The sequence below is a fragment of the Bradyrhizobium australafricanum genome, from assembly GCF_020329495.1.
Classification (GTDB): Bacteria; Pseudomonadota; Alphaproteobacteria; order Rhizobiales; family Xanthobacteraceae; genus Bradyrhizobium; species Bradyrhizobium australafricanum.
Map to the genome: position 1 here is coordinate 94,531 of NZ_JAGKJL010000003.1, position 21,009 is coordinate 115,539.

The 21,009-nt window shown below is 65.9% G+C and carries 18 protein-coding genes and 2 pseudogenes; 9 read left to right on the forward strand and 11 right to left on the reverse strand.

The annotated features are described in order from the left end of the window. Nucleotides 1-32 precede the first annotated feature (32 nt). The 7 genes and pseudogenes from J6525_RS03940 (at nt 33) to J6525_RS03970 (ending at nt 9,282) form a co-directional block, all read left to right on the forward strand. Nucleotides 33-1,226 (forward strand): O-succinylhomoserine sulfhydrylase, encoded by a 1,194-nt coding sequence (locus tag J6525_RS03940; RefSeq protein ID WP_225642220.1) that lies wholly within the window; start codon nt 33-35, stop codon nt 1,224-1,226. Between the two features lie 210 nt (nt 1,227-1,436). After that, nucleotides 1,437-2,469: pseudogene (locus tag J6525_RS03945) on the forward strand (integrase core domain-containing protein). 171 nt (nt 2,470-2,640) lie between these two features. Then, nucleotides 2,641-4,692, forward strand: a complete 2,052-nt coding sequence (locus tag J6525_RS03950; protein ID WP_225642222.1) for an ABC transporter ATP-binding protein/permease — start codon at nt 2,641-2,643, stop codon at nt 4,690-4,692. Between the two features lie 30 nt (nt 4,693-4,722). Continuing rightward, complete coding sequence (locus tag J6525_RS03955) at nt 4,723-5,580, forward strand: FkbM family methyltransferase (protein ID WP_225642224.1); 858 nt, start codon at nt 4,723-4,725, stop codon at nt 5,578-5,580. 438 nt (nt 5,581-6,018) lie between these two features. Further along, nucleotides 6,019-6,405, forward strand: a complete 387-nt coding sequence (locus tag J6525_RS03960; protein WP_057021286.1) for a VOC family protein — start codon at nt 6,019-6,021, stop codon at nt 6,403-6,405. A gap of 109 nt (nt 6,406-6,514) precedes the next feature. Further along, nucleotides 6,515-6,748 carry a hypothetical protein gene (locus J6525_RS03965; RefSeq protein ID WP_225163158.1) on the forward strand — a complete coding sequence of 78 codons (234 nt, stop codon included), beginning with the start codon at nt 6,515-6,517 and terminating at the stop codon, nt 6,746-6,748. A gap of 230 nt (nt 6,749-6,978) precedes the next feature. After that, a complete protein-coding gene (locus J6525_RS03970; RefSeq protein WP_225642226.1) occupies nt 6,979-9,282 on the forward strand; it encodes an OmpA family protein in 2,304 nt (767 codons plus the stop codon). 183 nt (nt 9,283-9,465) lie between these two features. Here J6525_RS03970 and J6525_RS03975 read toward each other — a convergent pair. After that, nucleotides 9,466-11,223: pseudogene (locus J6525_RS03975) on the reverse strand (alkaline phosphatase). A gap of 111 nt (nt 11,224-11,334) precedes the next feature. Next, nucleotides 11,335-11,700, reverse strand: a complete 366-nt coding sequence (locus J6525_RS03980) for a nuclear transport factor 2 family protein (RefSeq protein ID WP_225642228.1) — start codon at nt 11,698-11,700, stop codon at nt 11,335-11,337. Between the two features lie 96 nt (nt 11,701-11,796). Here J6525_RS03980 and J6525_RS03985 point away from each other — a divergent pair, with 96 nt between their 5' ends. Next, a complete protein-coding gene (locus J6525_RS03985; RefSeq protein ID WP_225642230.1) occupies nt 11,797-12,384 on the forward strand; it encodes a TetR/AcrR family transcriptional regulator in 588 nt (195 codons plus the stop codon). 168 nt (nt 12,385-12,552) lie between these two features. Here the strand turns inward: J6525_RS03985 and argG are convergent, their stop codons facing one another. The 7 genes from argG to J6525_RS04020 all read right to left on the reverse strand — a co-directional run bounded on the left by argG (nt 12,553) and on the right by J6525_RS04020 (nt 18,686). Continuing rightward, on the reverse strand, nt 12,553-13,893 hold the full coding sequence (argG, locus tag J6525_RS03990) for an argininosuccinate synthase (RefSeq protein ID WP_225642232.1): 1,341 nt from the start codon (nt 13,891-13,893) through the stop codon (nt 12,553-12,555). Nucleotides 13,894-13,972: 79 nt separating this feature from the next. After that, on the reverse strand, nt 13,973-14,767 hold the full coding sequence (locus J6525_RS03995) for a phosphatase PAP2 family protein (protein WP_225642234.1): 795 nt from the start codon (nt 14,765-14,767) through the stop codon (nt 13,973-13,975). 37 nt (nt 14,768-14,804) lie between these two features. Beyond that, on the reverse strand, nt 14,805-15,107 hold the full coding sequence (locus J6525_RS04000; RefSeq protein WP_156436599.1) for a hypothetical protein: 303 nt from the start codon (nt 15,105-15,107) through the stop codon (nt 14,805-14,807). A 19-nt stretch (nt 15,108-15,126) separates the two neighbouring features. Then, a complete protein-coding gene (locus J6525_RS04005; protein WP_225642236.1) occupies nt 15,127-15,612 on the reverse strand; it encodes a hypothetical protein in 486 nt (161 codons plus the stop codon). Nucleotides 15,613-15,762: 150 nt separating this feature from the next. Then, nucleotides 15,763-16,977: a dual-specificity RNA methyltransferase RlmN gene (gene rlmN / locus J6525_RS04010; protein ID WP_225642238.1), complete on the reverse strand. Its 1,215-nt coding sequence runs from the start codon at nt 16,975-16,977 to the stop codon at nt 15,763-15,765. A gap of 125 nt (nt 16,978-17,102) precedes the next feature. After that, on the reverse strand, nt 17,103-17,696 hold the full coding sequence (locus tag J6525_RS04015; RefSeq protein WP_050383624.1) for an invasion associated locus B family protein: 594 nt from the start codon (nt 17,694-17,696) through the stop codon (nt 17,103-17,105). Nucleotides 17,697-17,849: 153 nt separating this feature from the next. Continuing rightward, nucleotides 17,850-18,686 (reverse strand): SDR family oxidoreductase, encoded by an 837-nt coding sequence (locus tag J6525_RS04020; RefSeq protein ID WP_092087846.1) that lies wholly within the window; start codon nt 18,684-18,686, stop codon nt 17,850-17,852. A 105-nt stretch (nt 18,687-18,791) separates the two neighbouring features. Between J6525_RS04020 and J6525_RS04025 the strand changes: the two genes are divergently transcribed. Continuing rightward, the gene (locus J6525_RS04025) at nt 18,792-19,772 is read left to right on the forward strand and encodes an NADPH:quinone oxidoreductase family protein (protein WP_225642240.1); all 981 of its coding nucleotides are present in this window, start codon (nt 18,792-18,794) and stop codon (nt 19,770-19,772) included. A 353-nt stretch (nt 19,773-20,125) separates the two neighbouring features. Here the strand turns inward: J6525_RS04025 and J6525_RS04030 are convergent, their stop codons facing one another. Both J6525_RS04030 and J6525_RS04035 read right to left on the reverse strand, forming a co-directional pair. Beyond that, nucleotides 20,126-20,503, reverse strand: coding sequence for a YkvA family protein (locus tag J6525_RS04030; protein WP_225642242.1), 378 nt, complete (start codon nt 20,501-20,503; stop codon nt 20,126-20,128). A gap of 91 nt (nt 20,504-20,594) precedes the next feature. After that, nucleotides 20,595-20,900 (reverse strand): 4a-hydroxytetrahydrobiopterin dehydratase, encoded by a 306-nt coding sequence (locus tag J6525_RS04035; RefSeq protein WP_092087879.1) that lies wholly within the window; start codon nt 20,898-20,900, stop codon nt 20,595-20,597. Nucleotides 20,901-21,009 lie beyond the last annotated feature (109 nt).

Here is a 21,009-nt window from a genome sequence, read left to right on the forward strand (position 1 = left end):
TCTCCAGGGGAAATGGCCACCTCGGAGGTCACATGTCTGAATCTGAAACCACGGCCCGCTTTCGTCCCGAAACCCGCCTCGTCCATGGCGGCACGCTGCGCTCGCAATTCGGGGAGACGTCGGAAGGGCTGTTTCTCACCCAGGGCTACGTCTACGACACCGCCGAGCAATGCGAGGCGCGCTTCAAGGGCCAGGACCCCGGCTTCATCTATTCGCGCTACTCCAACCCGACCATCGCGATGTTCGAGCGCCGCATGATCGAGCTCGAGGGCGCGGAAGCCGCGCGCTCGACCGCGACCGGCATGGCCGCGGTGACCACCGCGATCCTCGCGCCGCTGAAGGCCGGCGATCATGTGGTGGCCTCGAAGGCCCTGTTCGGCTCCTGCCTCTACGTGGTGCAGGACCTGCTGCCGCGCTACGGCATCGAGACGACCCTGGTCGACGGCCTCGATCTCGACCAGTGGCAGCGCGCACTGCGGCCGAACACCAAGACCTTCTTCCTGGAGAGCCCGACCAATCCGACGCTCGACGTGCTCGACATCGGCGCGATCGCAGAGATCGCGCATAGCGGCGGCGCCCGGCTGATCGTCGACAACGTGTTTGCGACGCCGATCTGGCAGAGCCCGCTGTCGCTCGGCGCCGACGTCGTGGTCTATTCCGCAACCAAGCATATCGACGGCCAGGGCCGCTGCCTCGGCGGCGTCATCCTGTCGTCGGAGGCCTTCATCGCCGAGCACATCCACAATTTCATGCGCCAGACCGGGCCGTCGCTATCGCCGTTCAACGCCTGGGTGCTGCTGAAGGGGCTGGAGACGCTCGGCGTCCGCGTTCGCGCGCAGACCGAGAACGCGGCGAAGATCGCCGAGGCGTTGGCCAGGCATCCGAAGATCACGCGGCTGGTCTATCCGGGCCGCCCCGATCATCCGCAGGCCGAGACGGTGAAGAAGCAGATGGGCGCCGGCTCGACGCTGGTCGGCTTCGAGGTGAAGGACGGCAAGGCCGGCGCCTTCCGCTGCCTCAACGCGCTGAAGATCTCGCGCATCTCCAACAATCTCGGCGATGCCAAGAGCCTGGTCACGCATCCCGCGACCACGACGCATCAGCGCCTGGCACCGGAGGCCCGCGCCGAGCTCGGCATCAGCGAAGGTTTCATTCGCTTCTCGGCCGGGCTCGAGCATCCCGACGATCTGATCGAGGATTTCGAGCGGGCGCTGGAGCGGGTCTAGGGCGAACGCCTCTCGCGGGCGGCGTGCGCTGTTCCTTCGGCATCGTCATGGCCGGGTCAAGTCCCGGCCATCCACGTCTTGCTCGCAGCAACCGCCAAAGACGTGGATGCCCGGCACGAGTGTTTAGCCCGGACAGATCACTGACGGGTGTTCGGAGACATAGCTGACACATCAACATTGGCTGGATTGGTCCGATTCGGGAGGCCGTCCATGCCGTGGAGTGAGGTGTCAGTAATGGATCAGCGCCACGAGTTCGTGCGGCTGGCATTGCAGGAAGGCGCCAACCGGCGCGAGCTGTGTCAACGGTTCAACATCAGCCCTGACGTTGGCTACAAATGGCTGCGGCGCTGGCAGGCTGGTGATCGGGAACTGGCTGACCGATCCCGGCGTCCGCATGCGATGCCCAAGCGCAGTGAGGGTCAAGCCGAGCGAGAACGCGCCGCCAAATCCAGGGCACCGCTTCGAGAAGGAAGCTCCCAATCTACTGTGGCAGATGGACTTCAAGGGCCACCTGCCGCTCGCCGACGGAACGCGGTGTCATCCGCTAACGATCGTCGACGATCACTCGCGCTATGTCCTGTGCCTGAAGGCCTGCGCCGACGAGCAGCGTTTCACCGTGCAGGATCACTTGACGACGACGTTCCGCTGCTATGGTTTGCCGGAGGCCTTCTACACCGACAACGGCTCACCATGGGGCGATACGTCCGGCATTCGCTGGACCGGATTGAAGGTCTGGCTGCTCAAGCTTGGCGTCAGGGTGGTGCATGCCAGGCCTTGCCACCCGCAGGCCCGCGGCAAGAACGAACGCTTCCATCGCACCCTGAAGGCCGAGGTCTTTGCGATGCGCCGCTTCCGCACCCTACCGGAAGTCCAGCGTGCCTTGGATGCCTGGCGGCCGATCTACAATCTGCAGCGCCCTCACCAAGGCCTTGATATGCACGTTCCCGCCGATCGCTTCCGACCCAGTGCCCGCGCTATGCCGGCCCGCGTCCCGAAAATCGAGTACGACAGCGGCGAGACCGTGCGCAGGGTCTCATCGACGAGGCCCTACATCTCCTTCAAGGGACGCTTCTGGAAGGTTCCACAGGCCTTCGCGCGCGAACGGCTTGCCATCAGGCCGCTGGATCGCGACGGCCATTACGGCGTCTTCTTCGCCAGCTGGCAGGTCGCATCAATCGACTTGACCAACCGCCAACCTGTCAGTGATGTGTCCGAACAGGTGTCAGCCATGTCCCCGGACTAAACAGATGACACCGAAGAATATAGCACACCGCTCCTTCCACTCGTCGTCCCGGCGAAGGCCGGGACCCATACGCCGCGGCGGATGTTGTAGCAGGGACTTGTCATTGCAATCCGCGCGACTGACCGCCGGAAGCCGGGCGGAACCGGGTAATTTGCCTGGCGTTATCGTGCCATGGGCAAAGCTGAGGCAAGATCCAAATCGTCGGACGGGCCGTCGTCGGCCAGGACTTCATCGTCCCGGAAAGCGAGCGCAAAGGCGGCCGATCAAGAGCGCAAGGATCCCGCGCCAAGCGAAGGGGATGAGAAGTCGGAATTCGTCGAGGTGATCGCCGAGAACGGCGACGATGTCGAACCGCCGCCGCCGGAAATCGTCGAGCCCGATCCCGAGCTATCGGCCGAAGAGGCCGAACAGGCGCGCAAGGACTATTTGCTGACGCGGTTCTGGATCAGCGCACGCGGCTATTGGGGCCGGAGCGGCGACCGGCTGGCGTGGCTGTTCACGATCGGCCTGCTGCTGCTGATCGTCGCCAATGTCGCCGTGCAGTACGGCATCAATGTCTGGAATCGCGCGATCTTCGATGCGATCGAAAAGCGCGACGCGGCCAGTGTCTTCCACCTGACGGCCATCTTCTTTCCGCTCGCGATCGGCAGCGTGCTGCTGGGGGTCGCGCAGGTGTTCGGCCGCATGGGCATCCAGCGGCGCTGGCGCGCCTGGCTGACCAACGCCGTCGTCTCGCGCTGGCTGACGAACGGCCGCTACTACCAGCTCAACCTCGTCGACGGCGATCACAAGAATCCGGAGTACCGGATCGCGGAGGATCTGCGGATCGCGACCGATTCTCCGGTCGACTTCGTCGCCGGAGTGACGTCGGCGCTGCTCTCGGCCGTCACCTTCATCGCCGTGCTCTGGACCATCGGCGGCGCGCTGACGGTGACGCTCGGCGGCTCGTCGATCAGCATCCCGGGCTTCCTGGTCATTGCCGCGATCATCTATGCGGCGGTTGCGTCGGGCTCGATCACGGCGATTGGCCGCAGCTTCGCGCAGATCTCCGAGGACAAGAACCAGGCGGAAGCGGAATTCCGCTACATCCTGACCCGCGTGCGCGAGAATGGCGAAAGCATCGCGCTGCTCGGCGGCGAAACCGAGGAGCGCGACGGCATCGACAAGACGTTCTCGAACGTGTTGCGGCAATGGGCGCGGCTCGCTGGGCAGCACATGCGCACGACGCTGGTGTCGCAGGGATCGAATCTCATTGCGCCGGTGGTACCCTTGCTGCTGTGTGCGCCAAAGTTCCTCGACGGCAGCATGTCGCTCGGCCAGGTGATGCAGGCGGCCTCGGCCTTCACCATCGTGCAGACCGCATTCGGCTGGCTGGTCGACAACTATCCGCGGCTCGCCGACTGGAACGCCTGCGCACGGCGCATCGCCTCGCTGATGATGTCGCTTGACGGGCTCGAACGCGCCGAGACCGGCGACGGCTTCGGCCGCATCGAGCGCGGCGAGACCGAAGGCGAGGCCATGCTGAGCCTCAACGATCTCTCCGTCACGCTGGACGACGGCACCGCCGTGGTCGGCGAGACCGAAGTGGTGATCGAACCGGGCGAGCGGCTATTGGTCGCCGGCGAATCCGGCACCGGCAAGAGCACGCTGGTGCGCGCCATCGCCGGCCTGTGGCCGTGGGGCGGCGGCAGTGTCGGCCTGCACGCGGACCGCCGCCTGTTCATGCTGCCGCAAAAGCCCTACGTGCCCTCGGGCACGCTGCGGCGCGCAGTGGCCTATCCGGGTGCGGCGGAGGACTGGAGCGTCGATGAGATCAGCCGTGCCCTGCACAAGGTCGGCCTCGACCATCTCAAGGACAAGATCGAGGAGGACGCGCCGTGGGACCAGACCCTGTCCGGCGGCGAGAAGCAGCGGCTCGCCTTTGCCCGCCTGCTGCTGCACGCCCCCGACATCGTCGTGCTCGACGAGGCGACGTCCGCGCTCGACGAGAAGAGCCAGGACAAGATGATGGAGACGGTGACGACGGAACTGCCGAAGGCGACCATCGTCAGCGTCGCCCACCGCGTCGAGCTCGAAGCGTTCCATAGCCGCAAGATCGTGCTGGAGCGCCGCAAGGGCGGCGCCAAACTGGTCAGCGACGTCGATCTGATCCCGCGCAAGGGTAAGCGAAGGCTGCTCGGCCGCTTCCTGCGGCAACGGCAGGCAGCGGGCAAGGCGGCGTAACGGGCGTTGGCGCTGCCGGCAAAACCGGCTATGCATGCCGCGCTTTTGACGAGGCCATGCGTGATCCCGAGCAACGACATATCGCCGGCGCCGTTCGGCGCCTTCGCGCCCAATGCGGCGCAGGCCGCCATCATCCGCCTGGCGCATGGCTCAGGATTGAAGCGCGGCGCGTTCCGACCCTGGCTGTCGAAACTGGTCAATCTGTTCGGCGCTGGGCCGCTGGACGTGACCTATCAGGGCGCATCGTTCCGCTTCTATCATCAGGCGAGCGCGACCGAGCGCGGCGCGCTGTTCAATCCCGATTACAACCTTGAAGAACTCGCCTTCCTGCGGGCGCATGTCGGCGCGGATGGCACCTTCGTCGATCTCGGCGCCAATGTCGGCACCTATGCGCTGGCGCTGGCGCGCGATGTCGGACCCGGTGGCAGGGTGATCGCGATCGAGCCGCATCCGGTGACGCATGCGCGGCTCAAGTTCAACACCCAGGCCTCCGGCTTTCCGCAGGTGCGCCTGGTTGCGGCGGCCGCCGGCCCGACCGATGGCGAACTGATGATCGAGACCGACGGCGACAATCTCGGCGCCAGCCACATCGTCACCGGCACGCCGACGGGCAAGGCGTTCAAAGTGCCGTCGCTGCGGCTGCAACGCATCCTCGACGAGGCCGGCGCGAGCAAGGTCGATGCGCTCAAGATCGACGTCGAGGGTTTCGAGGACCGCGTGCTGATCGGCTTCTTCCGCGACGCGCCCCAGTCACTGTGGCCGCGCGCGGTGGTGATCGAGCATCTGTCGAAGGACGAATGGACCGACGACTGCATTGCGGACATGCATGCGCGCGGTTACGTCGAGCAGGGCCGGACGCGCAGCAACACGCTGCTGGTACGGAGTTGACAGACTTGTCTTCTCCTTCCCCCTGAACGGGGGAAGGTCGGGATGGGGTCAGCCGCAGGAACGGTGCCTGCGAAGAGAGCAGATCCCCACCCGCTTTGCTCTCGCGAGCAAAGCGACCTCCCCTTTGCAAGGGGAGGTGAGGCAACGAGTCTGCGGATGTAAGATCGTAGCCCGGATGAAGCGCAGCGAAATCCGGGACCAGACCATCCGCGGCCAGAGCAGCCCCGGATTGCGCTTCGCTTCATCCGGGCTACGCGGCTGAGATCTGCTCCCTCTCCCGCTTGCGGGGGAGGGCCGGGGTGGGGGTGTGTCCACGAGTCATATTGTGGAAAGAGCCCCCACCCGGATTGCATCTTCGATGCAATCCGACCTCCCCCGCAGGCGGGAGAGGTGCAACTAGTCTGCGGATGTAGCGTCACACAACAAGGGAGGCTCGCGATGATCGACCATATCGGCTTTTCCGTCTCCGACTATCAACGCGCGAAGGCTTTCTACCAGACGGCGCTGGCGCCGCTCGGCTACGGCCTGATCATGGAAGTGCCCGCGGAGGTGACAGGGCACGCGCCCGCCGCGGGCTTCGGCGCCGACGGCAAGCCGGACTTCTGGATCGGCGGGGAAGGCGCCATGAACAAGCCGGTGCATATCGCCATCACGGCCAGGGACCGCGCCACCGTCGACGCCTTCTACAAGGCCGCGATGGCAGCCGGCGGCCGCGACAACGGCGCGCCCGGCATCCGTGCGCATTACCACCCGAACTATTACGGCGCATTCGTGCTCGACCCCGACGGCCACAATATCGAGGCGGTCTGCCACACGCCCGGGTGAAGCATCGGAACGCCGCGGCGCGCGATCCGTTGTCGCTTCGAACTTCGATGGAGCGATCAATGCGCGCGACGCGATCTGGCATCGGCAACCGCCGCGGAGCCTCGATATGATGCCGATCGAGCCTCCCGAGATTCCGCCGACGACGCCGGGCACACCGAGCGAACCGCCGCCGGGAATTCCGCCCGGCAGTCCGCGCCCCGAGATTCCGGAGCCGGTGCGCGAACCCGGCGAGCCGCCGCGACCGGACGAGTTGCCTGGCAAGACACCTGACGAATCACCGGTGCGCGGACCGCCTGGACCGTCCGGCCCGCCACCTGCGACAGATCGACTCGCCGGCCGATGAGTCGCTCTTGCGCCCAAGTTCCACGTCGATCGCAAATGTGTCGGCGCGTTTCTTCTGAACGCGCGGTGAACAATCACACACGCAACCCGTTATAATGTCGAAATAAACTTCGCCGATGATTCGTGGCTCGCCACAATCCGGCCTAACGGCTGGCGGTTCATCGTCCTGCCGAATTGTTCGGTTCTCACTTTGCTTTCCTGCCCAGACTTTCCGCCGGGGACTCCTAGACAATGACAAAGCTTCGTCTCGTGCTGCTTGCCACGACTGCGCTGACGGTGATGCAATTCGCCACCTCAGCGTCGCACGCCCAAACTTCGCCTCTAGTCGTCGCACAGGCGCAGCAGAAGGAAGAAACCGGACCTGACGGAAAGCCGAAGGCGCGGCCGGCGCCGGGCGCGCCGGGTGCTCCTGCACGTCCGGCACCGCCGGCCGCAGCGCCGCATCCGCAGGCGCCACCTCCCGCCGCGGCACCCGCACATCCTGCTCCGCCGCCGGCCGCAGCGCCCGCGAAGCCGACCCCGCCTGCAGCCCCTGCCCGGCCCGAGCCGCCCGCAGCTGCACCGGCAAAGCCGACGCCGCCTCCGGCAGCCGCACCGCATCCGGCACCGCCGCCGGCTCCCGCACGGCCCGAGCCGCCTGCCGCGCGCCCGACGACGCCTCCGCCGTCGGCTGCTCCCGCACATCCCACACCGCCGCCGCCCGCGGCCGCACCCGCGAAGCCATCGCCGTCACCGGCACGGCCGGAGCCGCCCGCAGCAGCGCCTGCGAAGCCGACCCCGCCACCGCCGGCGGCCGCCCCCGCACATCCGACGCCACCGCCGCCGGCCGCAGCACCGCAGCGACCCGGCACGCCGCCGACGCCGGCGCCCGGCGCCACGCCGAATGCCGCGCCCGCAGCACGTCCCGGCACCCCGCCCACGGCGGCAACGCCGACTCCGACGCCCGCAACGCCGGGAGCTCCGACAACGGCGCCGGCCGAACGCCGCCCCGGCGATCGTCCGGGTGGCGAACGCGGTGAACGTCCTGGCGGCGCCAAGCAACCGCCGGGCACGCCGCCCGCGGCGACGTCAACGCCCGCGCCTTCGGCAACGACAACGCCTCCGGCAGCAGGGGCACGACCGGGCACGCCGCCCGCCGCGACAGCTCCCGGTGCGACACCGACGCCGACACCTCCGGCAGCCGGCGCACAGCCCGCGCGTCCAGGCACCCCGCCTGCCGCAACAACGCCTCCGGCACCCGGCGCGACGCCGACGCCACCGGCGCCAGGTCAGCAGGGACGTCCGGCGACACCGCCCGGAACACCGGCAACCCCGGGCGCGGCAATGGGCGCGCCCGGCGCGGCCCCGGCTCCGGGTCAGCCGGCAGCACGTCCGGGCGTCGCGCCCGGCGTATCGCCGGCCCAGGGCGCCGCGATGGGCGCGCCGGCACCGTCGGTCGTCCCCGGCTCGGCCGCCGCAACGCCGCCGCCCGGCCGCGCGCAATATGCGCCGCCGACGGTTGCGCCCGCCTTCCGCGCCGCGCCAGCGGTCGCAGCGCCGCTGCCGCCGCCTCCGCGACATGACAACATCAAGCCGCTCGCGATCGGCGCCGCCGTCGGCGCCGGCGTGGTGGCCGGCGCCATCATCGGCGGGAGCATCGCCGACCTGCACAGCCAGCGGCAGGAGGTGGTCGAAGGCGGCCGCACCATCTACACCGAGCCGGACCGGGTCATCATCCGCGATCCGGGTGGGCAGGCCTATGTCCGCGGCGACGACGTCTATCGCTTCCGCTATGGCGCGCGCGACATCCGCACCGAGACGATCGGCGGCGAGACGCGGACGGTCGTGGTTCGTCCCGACGGCAGCGAGATCATCACCGTGGTCGGCTCCGACGGCCAGATGTTGCGCCGAATCCGCAGGGATACTGGCGGCCGCGAGGTCGTCATCATCGACAACAGCTATCGCGATCCGCGCGCAGTCGGTGGTTTCTATGTCGACGCCCCGCCGCCCGTGGTCAACATTCCCTACGATCGCTACATCGTCGACGCGCAGGACGCGTCGCCCGACGTGATCTACGAGACCATGGAGGCACCGCCGGTGCAGCGGATCGAACGGCGCTACTCGCTGGACGAGATCCGCTACAGCCCCAATGTCCGCATGCAGATGCCGAGCATCGACGTCAACACGATCAACTTCGACTCCGGATCGTGGACCATCCCACCGGACCAGGCGGCGAGGCTGCAGGTGATCGCCGACGGCCTCAACCGAGCCATCCAGCGCAACCCGCGCGAGGTGTTCCTGATCGAGGGCCACACGGATGCGACCGGCAACGACACCGACAATCTGTCACTGTCGGACCGCCGTGCGCAATCCGCCGCCGAGCTCTTGACGCAGCAGTTCGGTGTGCCGGCTGAGAACCTGACCTCGCAGGGCTATGGCTCTCAATATCCGAAGGAGCAGACCGACGGACCGAGCCGCATCAACCGGCGCGTCACCGTCCGCCGCATCACCCCGCTGCTCAACGGCGGCACCGCCTCGGCCGCGCCGCCGCGCTGAGCCGGCGCGACATGACGATACGAAATGGCCGGGAGCGATCCCGGCCATTTTTGTTTTGGTGAGATTTTCGGAGCAGTGGCCCCGCACCCTTCTCGTCATTGCGAGCGAAGCGAAGCAATCCATCTCATCACAAGCGTAAGAGTGGATTGCTTCGTCGCTACGCTCCTCGCAATGACGGCGGAGCTACTTCCCCGCGCCCAGTCCCAGCGCCTCGACCATCACGCGGAACACCTCGGTGTTGTCCATCGAGCCATGGACGCGCTCGCTGCCCGGTCCGATCGCGGTGAGGATGACATCCTCGCCGGAATGCACGCTGGCGCCGATCATCGCCGGCAGATTGCCGAACCGCAGCACGACGCCGGGGACATCCTTGTACTTGTCATTGGCCTTGAACGTGTCGGGCTGGTCGCCCTTCACGGTCGGCTCGTTCGGATCGTCGAGCTTCGGGCGGAACGTCTCGTAGTGATCCGGCAGGCTGGCCGAGAAGATCGCAAGCCGCCGGCTGACGTCGACGCGTGACGGATAACCGTCGGCGTCCGGCGCCGGATAATTCGGGAAGCCGGCTTTCTCGTAGACGCCGACGCGCTCGCGCAGCGGCACGTTGGGTGTCGCCGCCATGTCGTCATTGATGGTGCCGACCAGGCTGTTCGGATGGTTGTGATCGGCCGCGACCAGGATCAGCGTGTCGTCGTTGCGCGCTTTCGCCCAGTCCTTCGCCAGCCGCACCGCATTGTCGAGCATGATGGTGTCGTAGACCGCGCGCTCCATGTCGAGCAGATGGGCGTATTTGTCGATCAGGCCGGACTCGACCATCAGGAAGAAACCGGCCTCGTGTTTCGACAGCACCGTGAGCGCGGCCTAGACCTGCTCGGTCAGGTCCGGCTGTTCGGGGAATCTCCTGACGCCGCCGCCCTTGAGGAATTTGCGGTCGAGCGCACCGTCCATGTTGCCGGCGGCGAACAGGCCGAGCAGTTGGCGGGTGTCCGGTTTGGCCGCGAGCGTGGCGAGTTCGCTTGCGGTGGTCGCGATCGGATAGCCGGCGTCGCGGAAGCGCACGAGATAGTCGATATCGTCCTTGCGTTTCGACCCGGACGTGGATTGCGGCAGGAAGTTCGCGGAGCCGCCGCCCATCAGCACGTCAGGCTTCGCGTCGAAATATTGCGCAACGATCGCGTCATGGGCCGCGCGGCGGCGGGTATGCGCAACCATCGCAGCCGGCGTCGCATCCTCGACCTCGGTGTTGGTGACGATGCCGACGGCGAGGCCCGCCCGGCGCTTGGCAAGACTCGCGATGGTCTCGACCCTCGGATCGTCAAGCGGATCGGGCGTGCGATCGGCGTAGACGCCGAGCGCATTGACCGCGGCCTTGTGGCCGGTGGCGTAGGCGCTCGCGGCATTCGCCGAATCGGTGATGATCGAGTCCGAGCCGGCGGTCGCGACCAGCGCCATATGCGGCATGTCGTCGATCGCGAGCTTGCCGCGGCTCTTGCCCTCCGCGATTCCCTTGGAGAGGATTCGCGCGGCGACGCGATGCGACGGCGACATCCCGTCGCCGATGAACAGGATCACGTTCCTGGCCTTGCGTGCCCCGGTGTCGTAGACGGTCCAGGTCACGGTCCGGCTCTGCGTGCCGTCACTGACTTCGACGGCGACCTGCCCGGGTTTGACGAGCGAGACATCGCGCAGCAACAGCGCCGACTGCTCCCGGCCGGCCTCGTGCGCGGTGAATGTGCCGCCCTGGCCGAACACCGCGGCATAGTCCGCGCCGTTCAGCGTGACCTTGAGCTTTGCTTGATCGACCAATTCCGGAAGCTCGACCTTGAAGTCGAATTTGGCGCCGACGAGGATATCGGCGCGATCGATCGGATAGATCGTCTGGGCGAACGCCGGTGCTGCCGACAACACCAGCGTGACGAACATACCGGCAACTCGCTTGATCATGATCGATGCTCTGCCCTTGCGCATCATGCGCATCGGGGCGGAGGCTAGTAGCGGCGGATGACGGCGTAATGAGGCGCGCCGGGGCGTATTGCCGCAAGGGCCGGCGCGATTTCAGCGCGCCATCTGTTGCGGATCGTAGAAGAAGCGCTCCTCGACCAGCTCCTCGCCGCGCCAGGTCTGCCAGGCGACCTCCTCCATGCTGCGGACCTTGCCGTCCTTGCCGGTGAATTCGAAGCGCCAGCAGATCGCCGAATGATCGCCGTCAAGCAGGAGCGGCCCGAGCCGCGTGGTCTTGACGCCGGCGACCGCGGCCAGCACCGCCGCCTCGCGCGCCGCCAGCGCCCCGCGGCCGACGCGCCACTCACCGTCATTCTCCTGGGTGCGGGCATCGACTGAATAGAAATTCCTGATCGCGCCGACATGGTCGTTGGACTCGACCGTGTCGGTGAAGGCTTGCAACGTCCTAAGCGAGGGCATCGGGCATTCTCCATTTACCGACTTATAGTCGGTATTTATCGACTGGTAGTCGGTAAGTCAATTGGCTTGCGTCTGGAACTGGGCTAGAGATGCGCCATGGCAACCCAGGCCGAACGGCGCGAGAAAACCAGAGCCGCCATCGTCAAGGCGGCGCGGCGCATTTTTGGCGAGCGCGGCTTCGCCGCTGCGACGATGGACGACATCGCCGCCGGCGCGCGTGTCGCCAAGGGCGCGGTCTATCATCACTTCGCGACCAAGGAGGCGGTGTTCGAGGCGGTGTTCGAGCAGGTGTCGATCGACCTTGTTGCCGATCTCGACCGCATCTCGCGCGCCGAGAACGATCCGCTGGCGGCGATGGCGGCGGGCACGCAGGGCTATTTCGCGGCGTGCTCGAAAGGCCCGACCGGCCAGATCATCTTGCGCGACGGCCCCGCCGTGCTCGGCTGGGAACGCTGGCGCGAGATCGACGCGAAACATTTCGGCGGCAAGTTTCCGCGCGCGCTGGCCGCCGCGATGGACGTCGGCGTGATCGCCAGGCAACCGATCGAGCCGCTGGCGCGGCTGTTGCTCGGCGCGGTGACGGAAGCCGCGGTTGCGGTCTCCGCGGGGCCGGACATCGGCAAGACCGGCACCGATTACGCGCGGGCGTTCCGCTCGCTGCTCGATGCGCTCAGGGTGAAGTAGGCAGGCCTCTCTCCCCACGTCGTCCCGGCGAAGGCCGGGACCCATAACCACAGGGAGGAGTCGTGGAAACGCGCTGGAGCACCAACGTGCTTCATAACCACGGCCGGTGGTTATGGGTCCCGGGTCGCGCTACGCTTGCCCGGGACGACGAGGCGAGAGAGTGCCGCCTCAGTCCTTGTTGTCGTTCTCGAGCTGGAAGATCTGCGAGCCTTCGTCGCTCGAGATGAGGCCGGTCTTGTTGTACAGGCCGAGCTTGGCGCGGGTGTCAGCAATGTCGAGGTTGCGCATCGTCAGCTGGCCGATGCGGTCGGCCGGCGTGAAGGCGGCGTCCTCGACCTTCTCCATGCTGAGCCGCTCCGGCGCATAGGTGAGGTTCGGGCTCTCGGTGTTTGATATCGAGTAGTCGTTGCCGCGGCGCAGCTCGAGCGTCACCTCGCCGGTGACGGCACGTGCCACCCAGCGCTGCGCGGTCTCGCGCAGCATCAAGGCCTGCGAATCGAACCAGCGGCCCTGATAGAGCAAGCGGCCGAGCCGCATGCCGCTGATGCGGTACTGCTCGATCGTATCCTCATTGTGGATGCCGGTGACGAGGCGCTCATAGGCGATGTGCAAGAGCGCCATGCCCGGCGCCTCATAGATGCCGCGACTCTTCGCTTCGATGATGCGATTCTCGATCTGGTCGCTCATGCCGAGGCCGTGGCGGCCGCCGATCGCATTGGCCTCGAGGAACAGCGCGACCGGATCGGCAAACGTCTTGCCGTTCAGCGCGACCGGCTGCCCCTCCTCGAACCGCACCACGACCTTCTCGGGCTTGACGTCGCAGTCGGCGCGCCAGAACGGCACGCCCATGATCGGATTGACGATAGTGATGCCGCTCGCAAGGCTCTCGAGATCCTTGGCCTCATGCGTCGCGCCGAGCAGATTGCTGTCGGTCGAATAGGCCTTCTCGGCGCTCATCTTGTAGGCGAAGCCTTGCGCGGTCATGAAGGCCGACATCTCGGCGCGGCCGCCGAGCTCGTCGATGAACTGCTGGTCGAGCCAGGGCTTGTAGATGCGCAGGCTCGGGTTAGTCAGCAGGCCGTAGCGATAGAAGCGCTCGATGTCGTTGCCCTTGAAGGTCGAGCCGTCGCCCCAGATGTTGACACCGTCCTCCTGCATCGCCGCGACCAGCATCGTGCCGGTCACCGCGCGGCCGAGCGGCGTGGTGTTGAAATAGGTGATGCCGCCGGTCGAGATGTGGAACGCGCCGGACTGGATCGCGGCGATGCCCTCATGGACCAGCTGGGTGCGGCAATCGACCAGGCGGGCCTTCTCGGCGCCGAAATCCATCGCCTTGCGCGGGATCGCGTCGTAGTCGGCCTCGTCGGGCTGGCCAAGATTGGCGGTATAGGCGAAGACCTTGGCGCCCTTCAGCTTCATCCAGAGCAGCGCCGCTGACGTGTCGAGCCCGCCCGAGAACGCGATGCCGACTTTTTCGCCAGTGGGCAGGCTTTTCAGAATCGTACTCATGGGACGGTCCAATCGGTCGAAATCAATGATGTTTCCGGGGTGGCGATATCAAATTTCCGAAGGCTGAGCACGCCTTTAATCAGGCCTCTGAGGAGGCCTCGGGCTGGCTGGACGCCGCCTTGCCGCCCCGGCGCCAGCGCTGCATCCACCGGTAGCCGGGCATCGCAAGGCGCGCCAGCGCGGCATCGACCTGGGCGTCGGTCAGCCGGGTCGCTGCCCAGCGGTAGATCAGCGCGTAGAACAGCCAGACCGTGAAGAACGACACCAGGCCCGCGATCGCCACATCGGTGAAGAAATGGCCACCGAAGGCCATGCGAAGCCCGCTGGTGACGATGCCGAACACGGTCGCTCCGGCAAAGGCCAGCGGCCGCCACGCGGGCGGTGTCAGCGCCGCCGGTGCATAGGTCCAGAACGCGGTGGCGCCCTCGCCGGAGAAGAACGAGCAGTTGCGCGGGCAGCCGCCGCGCGGGTCCCACCACGGCACGAATTGCAGGTCGCCGCCGAACTGTGTCACGAACACCGGCCGCGGCCGGCCCCAATAATTCTTGAAGGTAAGGTTGGTGAGCACGCCGGCCGAGAGCAGCATGGTGGTGAGCAGGAACACCGCGGCGCGGCCGGACATCAGCATCGGCCGGTCCGGCCGGATGAACTTCCAGACGATGGTCACGATCGCCGGCAGCACCAACGCCCAGGCGATCCACATCGCCGCATCGCGCGCAAACGACGCCACCGCGTCGAGCTTCAGCGGGAAGGTTTTCTGCGCCACATCGTAGAACAGCGCCGCCAGCTTCAGGTCGAGTTCGGGATAGATCCCGAACAGGATGCCGACGATGAGCGCCAGCGCCAGCGCGATGAAAAGTCCGGTCCGGTTCATGGCGCGCGGTTTAGCCGAGGCGGATGAGGTGGCGCAATCATTTCAAGTAAGCCCGAAGGGCATTTGCCGCTTGATCAAACAGGTGATCGACACCTTCATTTTCGTCGTAGTTAAACTGCCGCGGAGTATTGAGCGCTGCAGCACCATTTTTCGTCTGCGCCTGAAAAACGCTCAATACTAGTCCATCCAGAAGTTCCCGGGTCGCTCTGGGCAAGGTTGAGTCGATCGCCGGCAATTGAGCGAGGATATCTCGTTCAAGCTCGGGAAGTGACAATTTGCCCGACTGCGCGCTTATCACGCTTCCCAAGATTGCGGATGCGGCTCTCTGGTTCGAATCCATGTTGGCACTCTGGACGAGGTCACGGCCGCTGCGATTGCGACGGCAATGGCGGGGGCGGCGGCAACGGACGCGACGGCTCGCGCCAGGCGCCGGCGGTGCGGCCGGCGATCAGCCAGTAGACCAGGCCCGCGACGATGCCGGCGCCGGTCATGATCTCCATATGCCGGCGCACGATGCCGTGGAATTGCATCATATCGGGATCGAACGGAACCAGGCCGAGATAGCAGGCCGCGCCGACGATGGCGCCGCCGACCGCGTAGGCCAGCACGCTCCGGATGAAGAACGCCTCGGTGATCAGCACCACGATCAGCGCAGGCAGCAGCGCAAAGCCGGAAATGAAGATGAACCCGAAGCCCAGCACAACGTTGATCGCGCTCTGGTCGATCTGCCCGCCGAAATCGCTGATCTCGGGATACAGCACCGCGACGACCACGATGATCCCTGCCACGAAGCAGGCCATCAGGAAGCCGAAGGCGACGACGAACAGGCGGCCGATCAGGGCCATCGGGTCATTCCATCATCGAACATCAAGCCAGGCACTAGCCTCTCCTCCGTCATGCCCGGGCTTGTCCCGGGCATCCACGTCTTCTCGCGGAGAAAGCTAAGACGTGGATGGCCGGGACAAGCCCGGCCATGACGAAATATGGAAACACACTCAATCCGTCATCGCCATCGCGCGCAGCGCCTGGCGCTCGCGGGCGGAGAGCTTTTCGGTCTCCGACTTGAGCTGGCCGCAGGCGGCGAGGATGTCGCGGCCGCGCGGCGTGCGCACCGGCGAGGAATAGCCGGCGTTGAAGATGTATTCGGAGAATTTCTCGATCTGCTCCCAGTCCGAGCATTGGTAAGCGGTGCCCGGCCACGGATTGAACGGAATCAAATTGATCTTGGCCGGAATGCCCTTGAGCAGTTTCACCAGCAGCTTCGCGTCATCGAGCGAATCGTTGACCCCCTTGAGCATCACATATTCGAAGGTGATGCGCCGGGCGTTGGAGGCGCCGGGATAATCGCGGCAGGCCTGCAGCAATTCCTTGATCGGATATTTGCGGTTCAGCGGCACCAGCTCGTTGCGCAGCTCGTCGCGCACCGCATGCAAGGAGATCGCAAGCATCACGCCGATCTCGTCACCGGTGCGCTGGATGTTCGGCACCACGCCCGAGGTCGACAGCGTGATGCGCCGGCGCGAAATGCCGATGCCTTCATTGTCGGCGACGATCAGCAGCGCATCGCGCACCGCGTCGAAATTGTAGAGCGGCTCGCCCATCCCCATCATCACGATGTTGGTGACGCGGCGCGTGCCGTCCTCGCGGTCGGCCCAGTCATTCAGCCGGTCGCGCGCCACCATCACCTGGCCGACGATCTCGCCGGCGGTGAGGTTGCGCACCAGCCGCTGCGTGCCGGTGTGGCAGAACGCGCAATTCAGCGTGCAGCCGACCTGCGAGGAAACGCACAGCGTGCCGCGATCGGTCTCGGGGATGTAGACGCACTCGACCTCGTGCGGCCGCTCGACCTTGTCGCCGCTCGGCAGCCGCAGCAGCCATTTGCGGGTGCCGTCGTTGGAGATCTGCTCGGCGACCACCTCGGGACGATCGACGGTAAAATGCTTCTCGAGCTCGGCGCGCATGTCCTTCGAGACGTTGGTCATCTCGGCAAAGCTCTTGGCGCCGCGGAAATACATCCAGTTCCAGAGCTGCTGGGTGCGCATCTTGCGCTGGCCGGCCTGCACCCCGATCTCGCCCAGGCGCTCGGCGATCTCGGCGCGCGACAGCCCGATCAGCGACGGCTTGGCCGGCGGCACATAGGTCTCGAGCGGAACCTTCTCGACCAGCGCGCTGGCGCCGGAGACGGCATGGGTGGTCACGGTGTCGGTCATGAAACCTCAAATAGGCCTTCCAGCCGGTGCTGGAAAGCCACCAAATACCTCGATTTCAGGCCTTAAGTCGATTTTTAGAGCATGATCTTTCCGGAAAACCGCTTCACACTTTTCCGGATCATGCTCTAGCGCCGGCAGTCCTGCCCGAGCCGGTCGAGCGCCTGCGCCAGGCCCTTCAGCGAGAAGGTGTCTGTCGTCTCGGTGCCCTTGGCCGAGACCGCTTTTACCGTCAGTTCGGCCGATTTGCGCATGGATTCCACCATCCGCTCCTCCTCGGCCGCATTCTTGATCCAGAGGCCGTCGCCCTGCGTGTACATCGCATAGGTCCCGCCGCCGACCTGAAGCGTCGATTCGGAGCCCGGCTTCACCGTGTAGCCGATCATGATCGAGACTTCGTTGACGACCTTCTCCGCCGGACGGGTGGAGATGAAGGCATAGGCCGGATCACGCGGCCGGTTCGCCGGATTGGTCTTCGACGACGACGGCTTGGCGAGCGCAAAGCACACCTTCTTGCCGTTGGGCGATGCTGTGTACGCGCCCCAGGTCCCGAATTGGCCGATCAGCGTCGGCTCCGCGCCGCCGGCCGCAGCCGCGGCAGCCGAAGGCGCCGGCTTGGCTGCTTCCTTGGCCGTATCTTTCTTGGGCGCAGCCTGCGCCGGCGCGAGGGTGATGAACCCGCACAGGATACAAGCAACCAGTGATGTCAGAATCTGCCGCACGGCCAACTGGTTCCCCCATCATTGTGACTGCAAGATGGCCCGGCGATTCCCCTCCGCCGGCTCGGATGGATAACCGGGAAACGCTTTTTTGGGAAGGCAGTTAGGCCGAAAGGCGAACGCCGCTCACCGTCGGGCGCGTATCGCGACGCGTTATCACTTGGCGCGCGCAGCGCGCTGCTTCTCCCACTGAGCATCGGTCCATTGCAGCAGGTCCTCGGCACCGGAACTGCGTAAGTGCGAGCCGCCATCCTGCACCACCATCTCGCCGTTGATGTAGCCGGCCTGATCCGAGATCAGGAAGGTCGCGAGATTGGCGAGCTCCGAATGCTCGCCGGCGCGGCCGAGCGGATTACGATGCGCCCAGCTCTCGCCGCGCCCTTCGGGGCGCAACTGTCCGGTCGCGCCGGCGGTCGGGAACGCGCCAGGCGCGATCGCGACGGTGCGGATGCCCTTCGGGCCCCACTCCACCGCCAGGCTCTTGGTCATCGCCAGCACCGCGGTCTTGGCCATCGAGGACGGCACCGTGAACGCGCGGCCGGTGATGGTCGAGGTCGACAGGATCGAGAGCACTACGCCCTTGTGCTTGCCGTCGATCCAGCGGCGGCCGGCGGCGAGCGTGCAGTACATCGTGCCATGCAGTGTCGGCGCGAGGATCGCGTCCGCCGCACGGAATGACAAATGTTCGCTCTGCGCAATAAAGGTTGCGGCAGCATTGTTGACGAGCACGTCGATCGGCGCGTCCTGCCAGACTTGGTCCATCATCGCTTCGACCGCCGCACCGTCGCGGATATCGCAGCGCGCGATGGAAACCTTGGCGCCGAGCTCGCTGCGGAATTTCGCTGCGGTTTCCTCCAGCAGCCCCTCGCGCCGCCCGCAGATGATCAGTTCGGCACCGAGTTCGGCGAAACGGTAGCCCATCGCCGCGCCAAGGCCGGAGCCGCCGCCGGTGATCAGGATGCGCTTTTTCGCTAGCAGGCCTTTTTCAAACATAGTTTGATCCCTCCGCACTGTATTGTCGCTCCGCCGCAAATCCGGCATGAAGCTTGTAGTCCAAGATCTTGCAGCTCTTTCTGCGTCCGAAACTCAGGTGTGTCCATGAAAGCCATCCTCTGCTCGCAATACTGTCAACCCGACGATCTCGTGCTGGCTGACGTGCCCGATCCGGTGGCCGCGCCGGGCGAAGCCGTGATCGCGATCAAGGCGGCGGCGCTGAACTTCTTCGACATCCTGATGATCCAAGGCAAGTACCAGATCAAGCCGCCGTTCCCGTTCTCGCCGGCCGCCGAAGTTGCCGGCGTGATCGAAAGCGTCGGCGCCGGCGTCACTGACCTGAAGGTCGGCGATCGGGTCGTCGCGTCCTGCGGCCACAACGGCGCGCGCGACAAGATCGCGCTGCCGGCGAATTCGATCGTGAAGATTCCCGACAATCTCGATTACGACCGCGCCGCCGGCATCATCATCATCTACGGCACCGCGCTGCATGCGCTGGAAGATCGCGCAAGCCCGAAGCCGGGCGAGACGCTCGCGGTGCTTGGGGCCGCCGGTGGCACCGGCCTTGCTGCGTGCGAGCTCGGCAAACTGATGGGCTTGAAGGTGATCGCCTGCGCCTCGTCGGACGAGAAGCTGGCATTCGCCAAGCAACACGGCGCCGAGCTGACGCTGAACTATGCGAAGGAAGATCTCAAGGAAGGCCTGCGCAAGCTGACCGACGGCAAGGGCGCCGACATCGTGTTCGATCCGGTCGGCGGCTCCTACGCCGAGGCCGCGCTGCGCTCGACCGCATGGGAAGGCCGCTTCCTGGTGATCGGCTTTGCCGCCGGTGACATTCCAAAGATCCCGCTCAACCTCGCGCTGCTGAAGGGCTGCGATATCCGCGGCGTGTTCTGGGGCGCCTGGGCGCGGCAGAATCCGGACAAGAACCGCAAGAACCTCGAGAAGCTCGTGCAGTGGACCGCGGAAGGCAAGATCTCCTCGCATGTCGACCGCACCTTCCCGCTGTCGCAGACATCAGAAGCCCTGAAGGTGCTCGCCGGCCGCAAGGCGATGGGCAAGGTGATCCTGCATCCGGGAAGCTGAGGAAGAGATTGCGTAGCGCGGATGGAGCCGAACGGACGATGGCGCTCCTTACCGTGTCCGTCACCCTGAGGAGCGCGCTCTTGCGCACGTCTCGAAGGGTCGACGGCCCCGCTGGTGGCCGTACATCCTTCGAGACGCGCTTCGCGCTCCTCAGGATGACGGATCGAAAGTTTCGTAGCCCGGATGGAGCGCAACGAAATCCGGGATGCATCATAACCTTCCCTTGAAAAGGGGAGGTCGCTTTGCTCGCGAGAGCAAAGCGGGTGGGGATCAAATCTGCCGGCTTGCAGCGTCGCCTGTGGCTGACCCCCTTCCCGACCTTCCCCCTTTCAGGGGGAAGGAGAAGGCAGATCTCACTCCTCCGCAGGCACCCCGCGCTTCAGCGCGGCGCGGGCGGCATCGCGATGCTCCGGCGTGATGTGGCTTGCCACCATGCGGAGCGCAGTTGCGAGCACTGCGGCGTCATCGGTGAAGCCGAGGATCGGCAGCACGTCGGGCACGAAATCGAACGGCAGGATGAAATAGGCGATCGCCCCGAGCAGCGCCGCCTGCACATGGCGCGGCGTCTGCCGGTCGAAGGCGCAGTAATAGGCGGCCAGCAGGTCCTCCGCGAAGGGCAGGCTCGCCACCACCTTCTTGAACTTGATCCAGAAACGGCGGCGCACGCTCTCAGGATCCTGCGCCAGCCGATCGGCAGGCCCAAATCCCGCGCCGTGTTCGCTCGATGTCATCGCAAGGTTCCTCGACGCCGCGCCAATTCGGCGGCGGACGATGCGAATCTGGGGATATCGGCGGACCCGCGCAAGGTTCCACTCGCCGGGGTCAACTGACCCCAAGCTGCCTTGCGATCGCGTTCATGGCCTTGGCGAGGTCGATGTCGCGCTTGGTCACCCCGCCGACATCGTGGGTCGACAGCACCACCTCGACGGTCTTGTAGACGTTTTTCCACTCGGGGTGATGGTCGCTCTTCTCGGCGACCAGGGCGGCGCGGGCCATGAACCCGAAGGCCTCGTTGAAGTCCTTGAACACGAAAGTCTTGGCGATCGCCTCGCGGCCGGACGCCTCCGACCAGCCGGCCAGTTCCCAAAGGGCGGCCTTCCTCGCCTCCGCTGACAGCCGTTCGACCATGGTAACCCTCCCGTTTAACGCCGACTTTAGCCTAACAACGGCCTCCGGGATGGGATCCACGCCCAAATTAAGGCCGAAATCGCGTCCTATCGCCGCTGGTAACCATGAC

What these genes read in the sequence shown, in the direction of transcription:
- J6525_RS04005 (WP_225642236.1), bottom strand. Translation starts at nt 15,612, where the DNA reads ATGGCCCTGATCGGCCGCCTGTTCGTCGTCGCCTTCGGCTTCCTGATG.
- J6525_RS03970 (WP_225642226.1), top strand. Translation starts at nt 6,979, where the DNA reads ATGACAAAGCTTCGTCTCGTGCTGCTTGCCACGACTGCGCTGACGGTG.
- J6525_RS03955 (WP_225642224.1), top strand. Translation starts at nt 4,723, where the DNA reads ATGCATGCCGCGCTTTTGACGAGGCCATGCGTGATCCCGAGCAACGAC.
- J6525_RS03965 (WP_225163158.1), top strand. Translation starts at nt 6,515, where the DNA reads ATGCCGATCGAGCCTCCCGAGATTCCGCCGACGACGCCGGGCACACCG.
- J6525_RS03985 (WP_225642230.1), top strand. Translation starts at nt 11,797, where the DNA reads ATGGCAACCCAGGCCGAACGGCGCGAGAAAACCAGAGCCGCCATCGTC.
- J6525_RS04000 (WP_156436599.1), bottom strand. Translation starts at nt 15,107, where the DNA reads ATGGATTCGAACCAGAGAGCCGCATCCGCAATCTTGGGAAGCGTGATA.
- J6525_RS03940 (WP_225642220.1), top strand. Translation starts at nt 33, where the DNA reads ATGTCTGAATCTGAAACCACGGCCCGCTTTCGTCCCGAAACCCGCCTC.
- J6525_RS04025 (WP_225642240.1), top strand. Translation starts at nt 18,792, where the DNA reads ATGAAAGCCATCCTCTGCTCGCAATACTGTCAACCCGACGATCTCGTG.
- J6525_RS03950 (WP_225642222.1), top strand. Translation starts at nt 2,641, where the DNA reads ATGGGCAAAGCTGAGGCAAGATCCAAATCGTCGGACGGGCCGTCGTCG.
- J6525_RS04020 (WP_092087846.1), bottom strand. Translation starts at nt 18,686, where the DNA reads ATGTTTGAAAAAGGCCTGCTAGCGAAAAAGCGCATCCTGATCACCGGC.
- rlmN (WP_225642238.1), bottom strand. Translation starts at nt 16,977, where the DNA reads ATGACCGACACCGTGACCACCCATGCCGTCTCCGGCGCCAGCGCGCTG.
- argG (WP_225642232.1), bottom strand. Translation starts at nt 13,893, where the DNA reads ATGAGTACGATTCTGAAAAGCCTGCCCACTGGCGAAAAAGTCGGCATC.
- J6525_RS04035 (WP_092087879.1), bottom strand. Translation starts at nt 20,900, where the DNA reads ATGGTCGAACGGCTGTCAGCGGAGGCGAGGAAGGCCGCCCTTTGGGAA.
- J6525_RS03995 (WP_225642234.1), bottom strand. Translation starts at nt 14,767, where the DNA reads ATGAACCGGACCGGACTTTTCATCGCGCTGGCGCTGGCGCTCATCGTC.
- J6525_RS03960 (WP_057021286.1), top strand. Translation starts at nt 6,019, where the DNA reads ATGATCGACCATATCGGCTTTTCCGTCTCCGACTATCAACGCGCGAAG.
- J6525_RS04030 (WP_225642242.1), bottom strand. Translation starts at nt 20,503, where the DNA reads ATGACATCGAGCGAACACGGCGCGGGATTTGGGCCTGCCGATCGGCTG.
- J6525_RS03980 (WP_225642228.1), bottom strand. Translation starts at nt 11,700, where the DNA reads ATGCCCTCGCTTAGGACGTTGCAAGCCTTCACCGACACGGTCGAGTCC.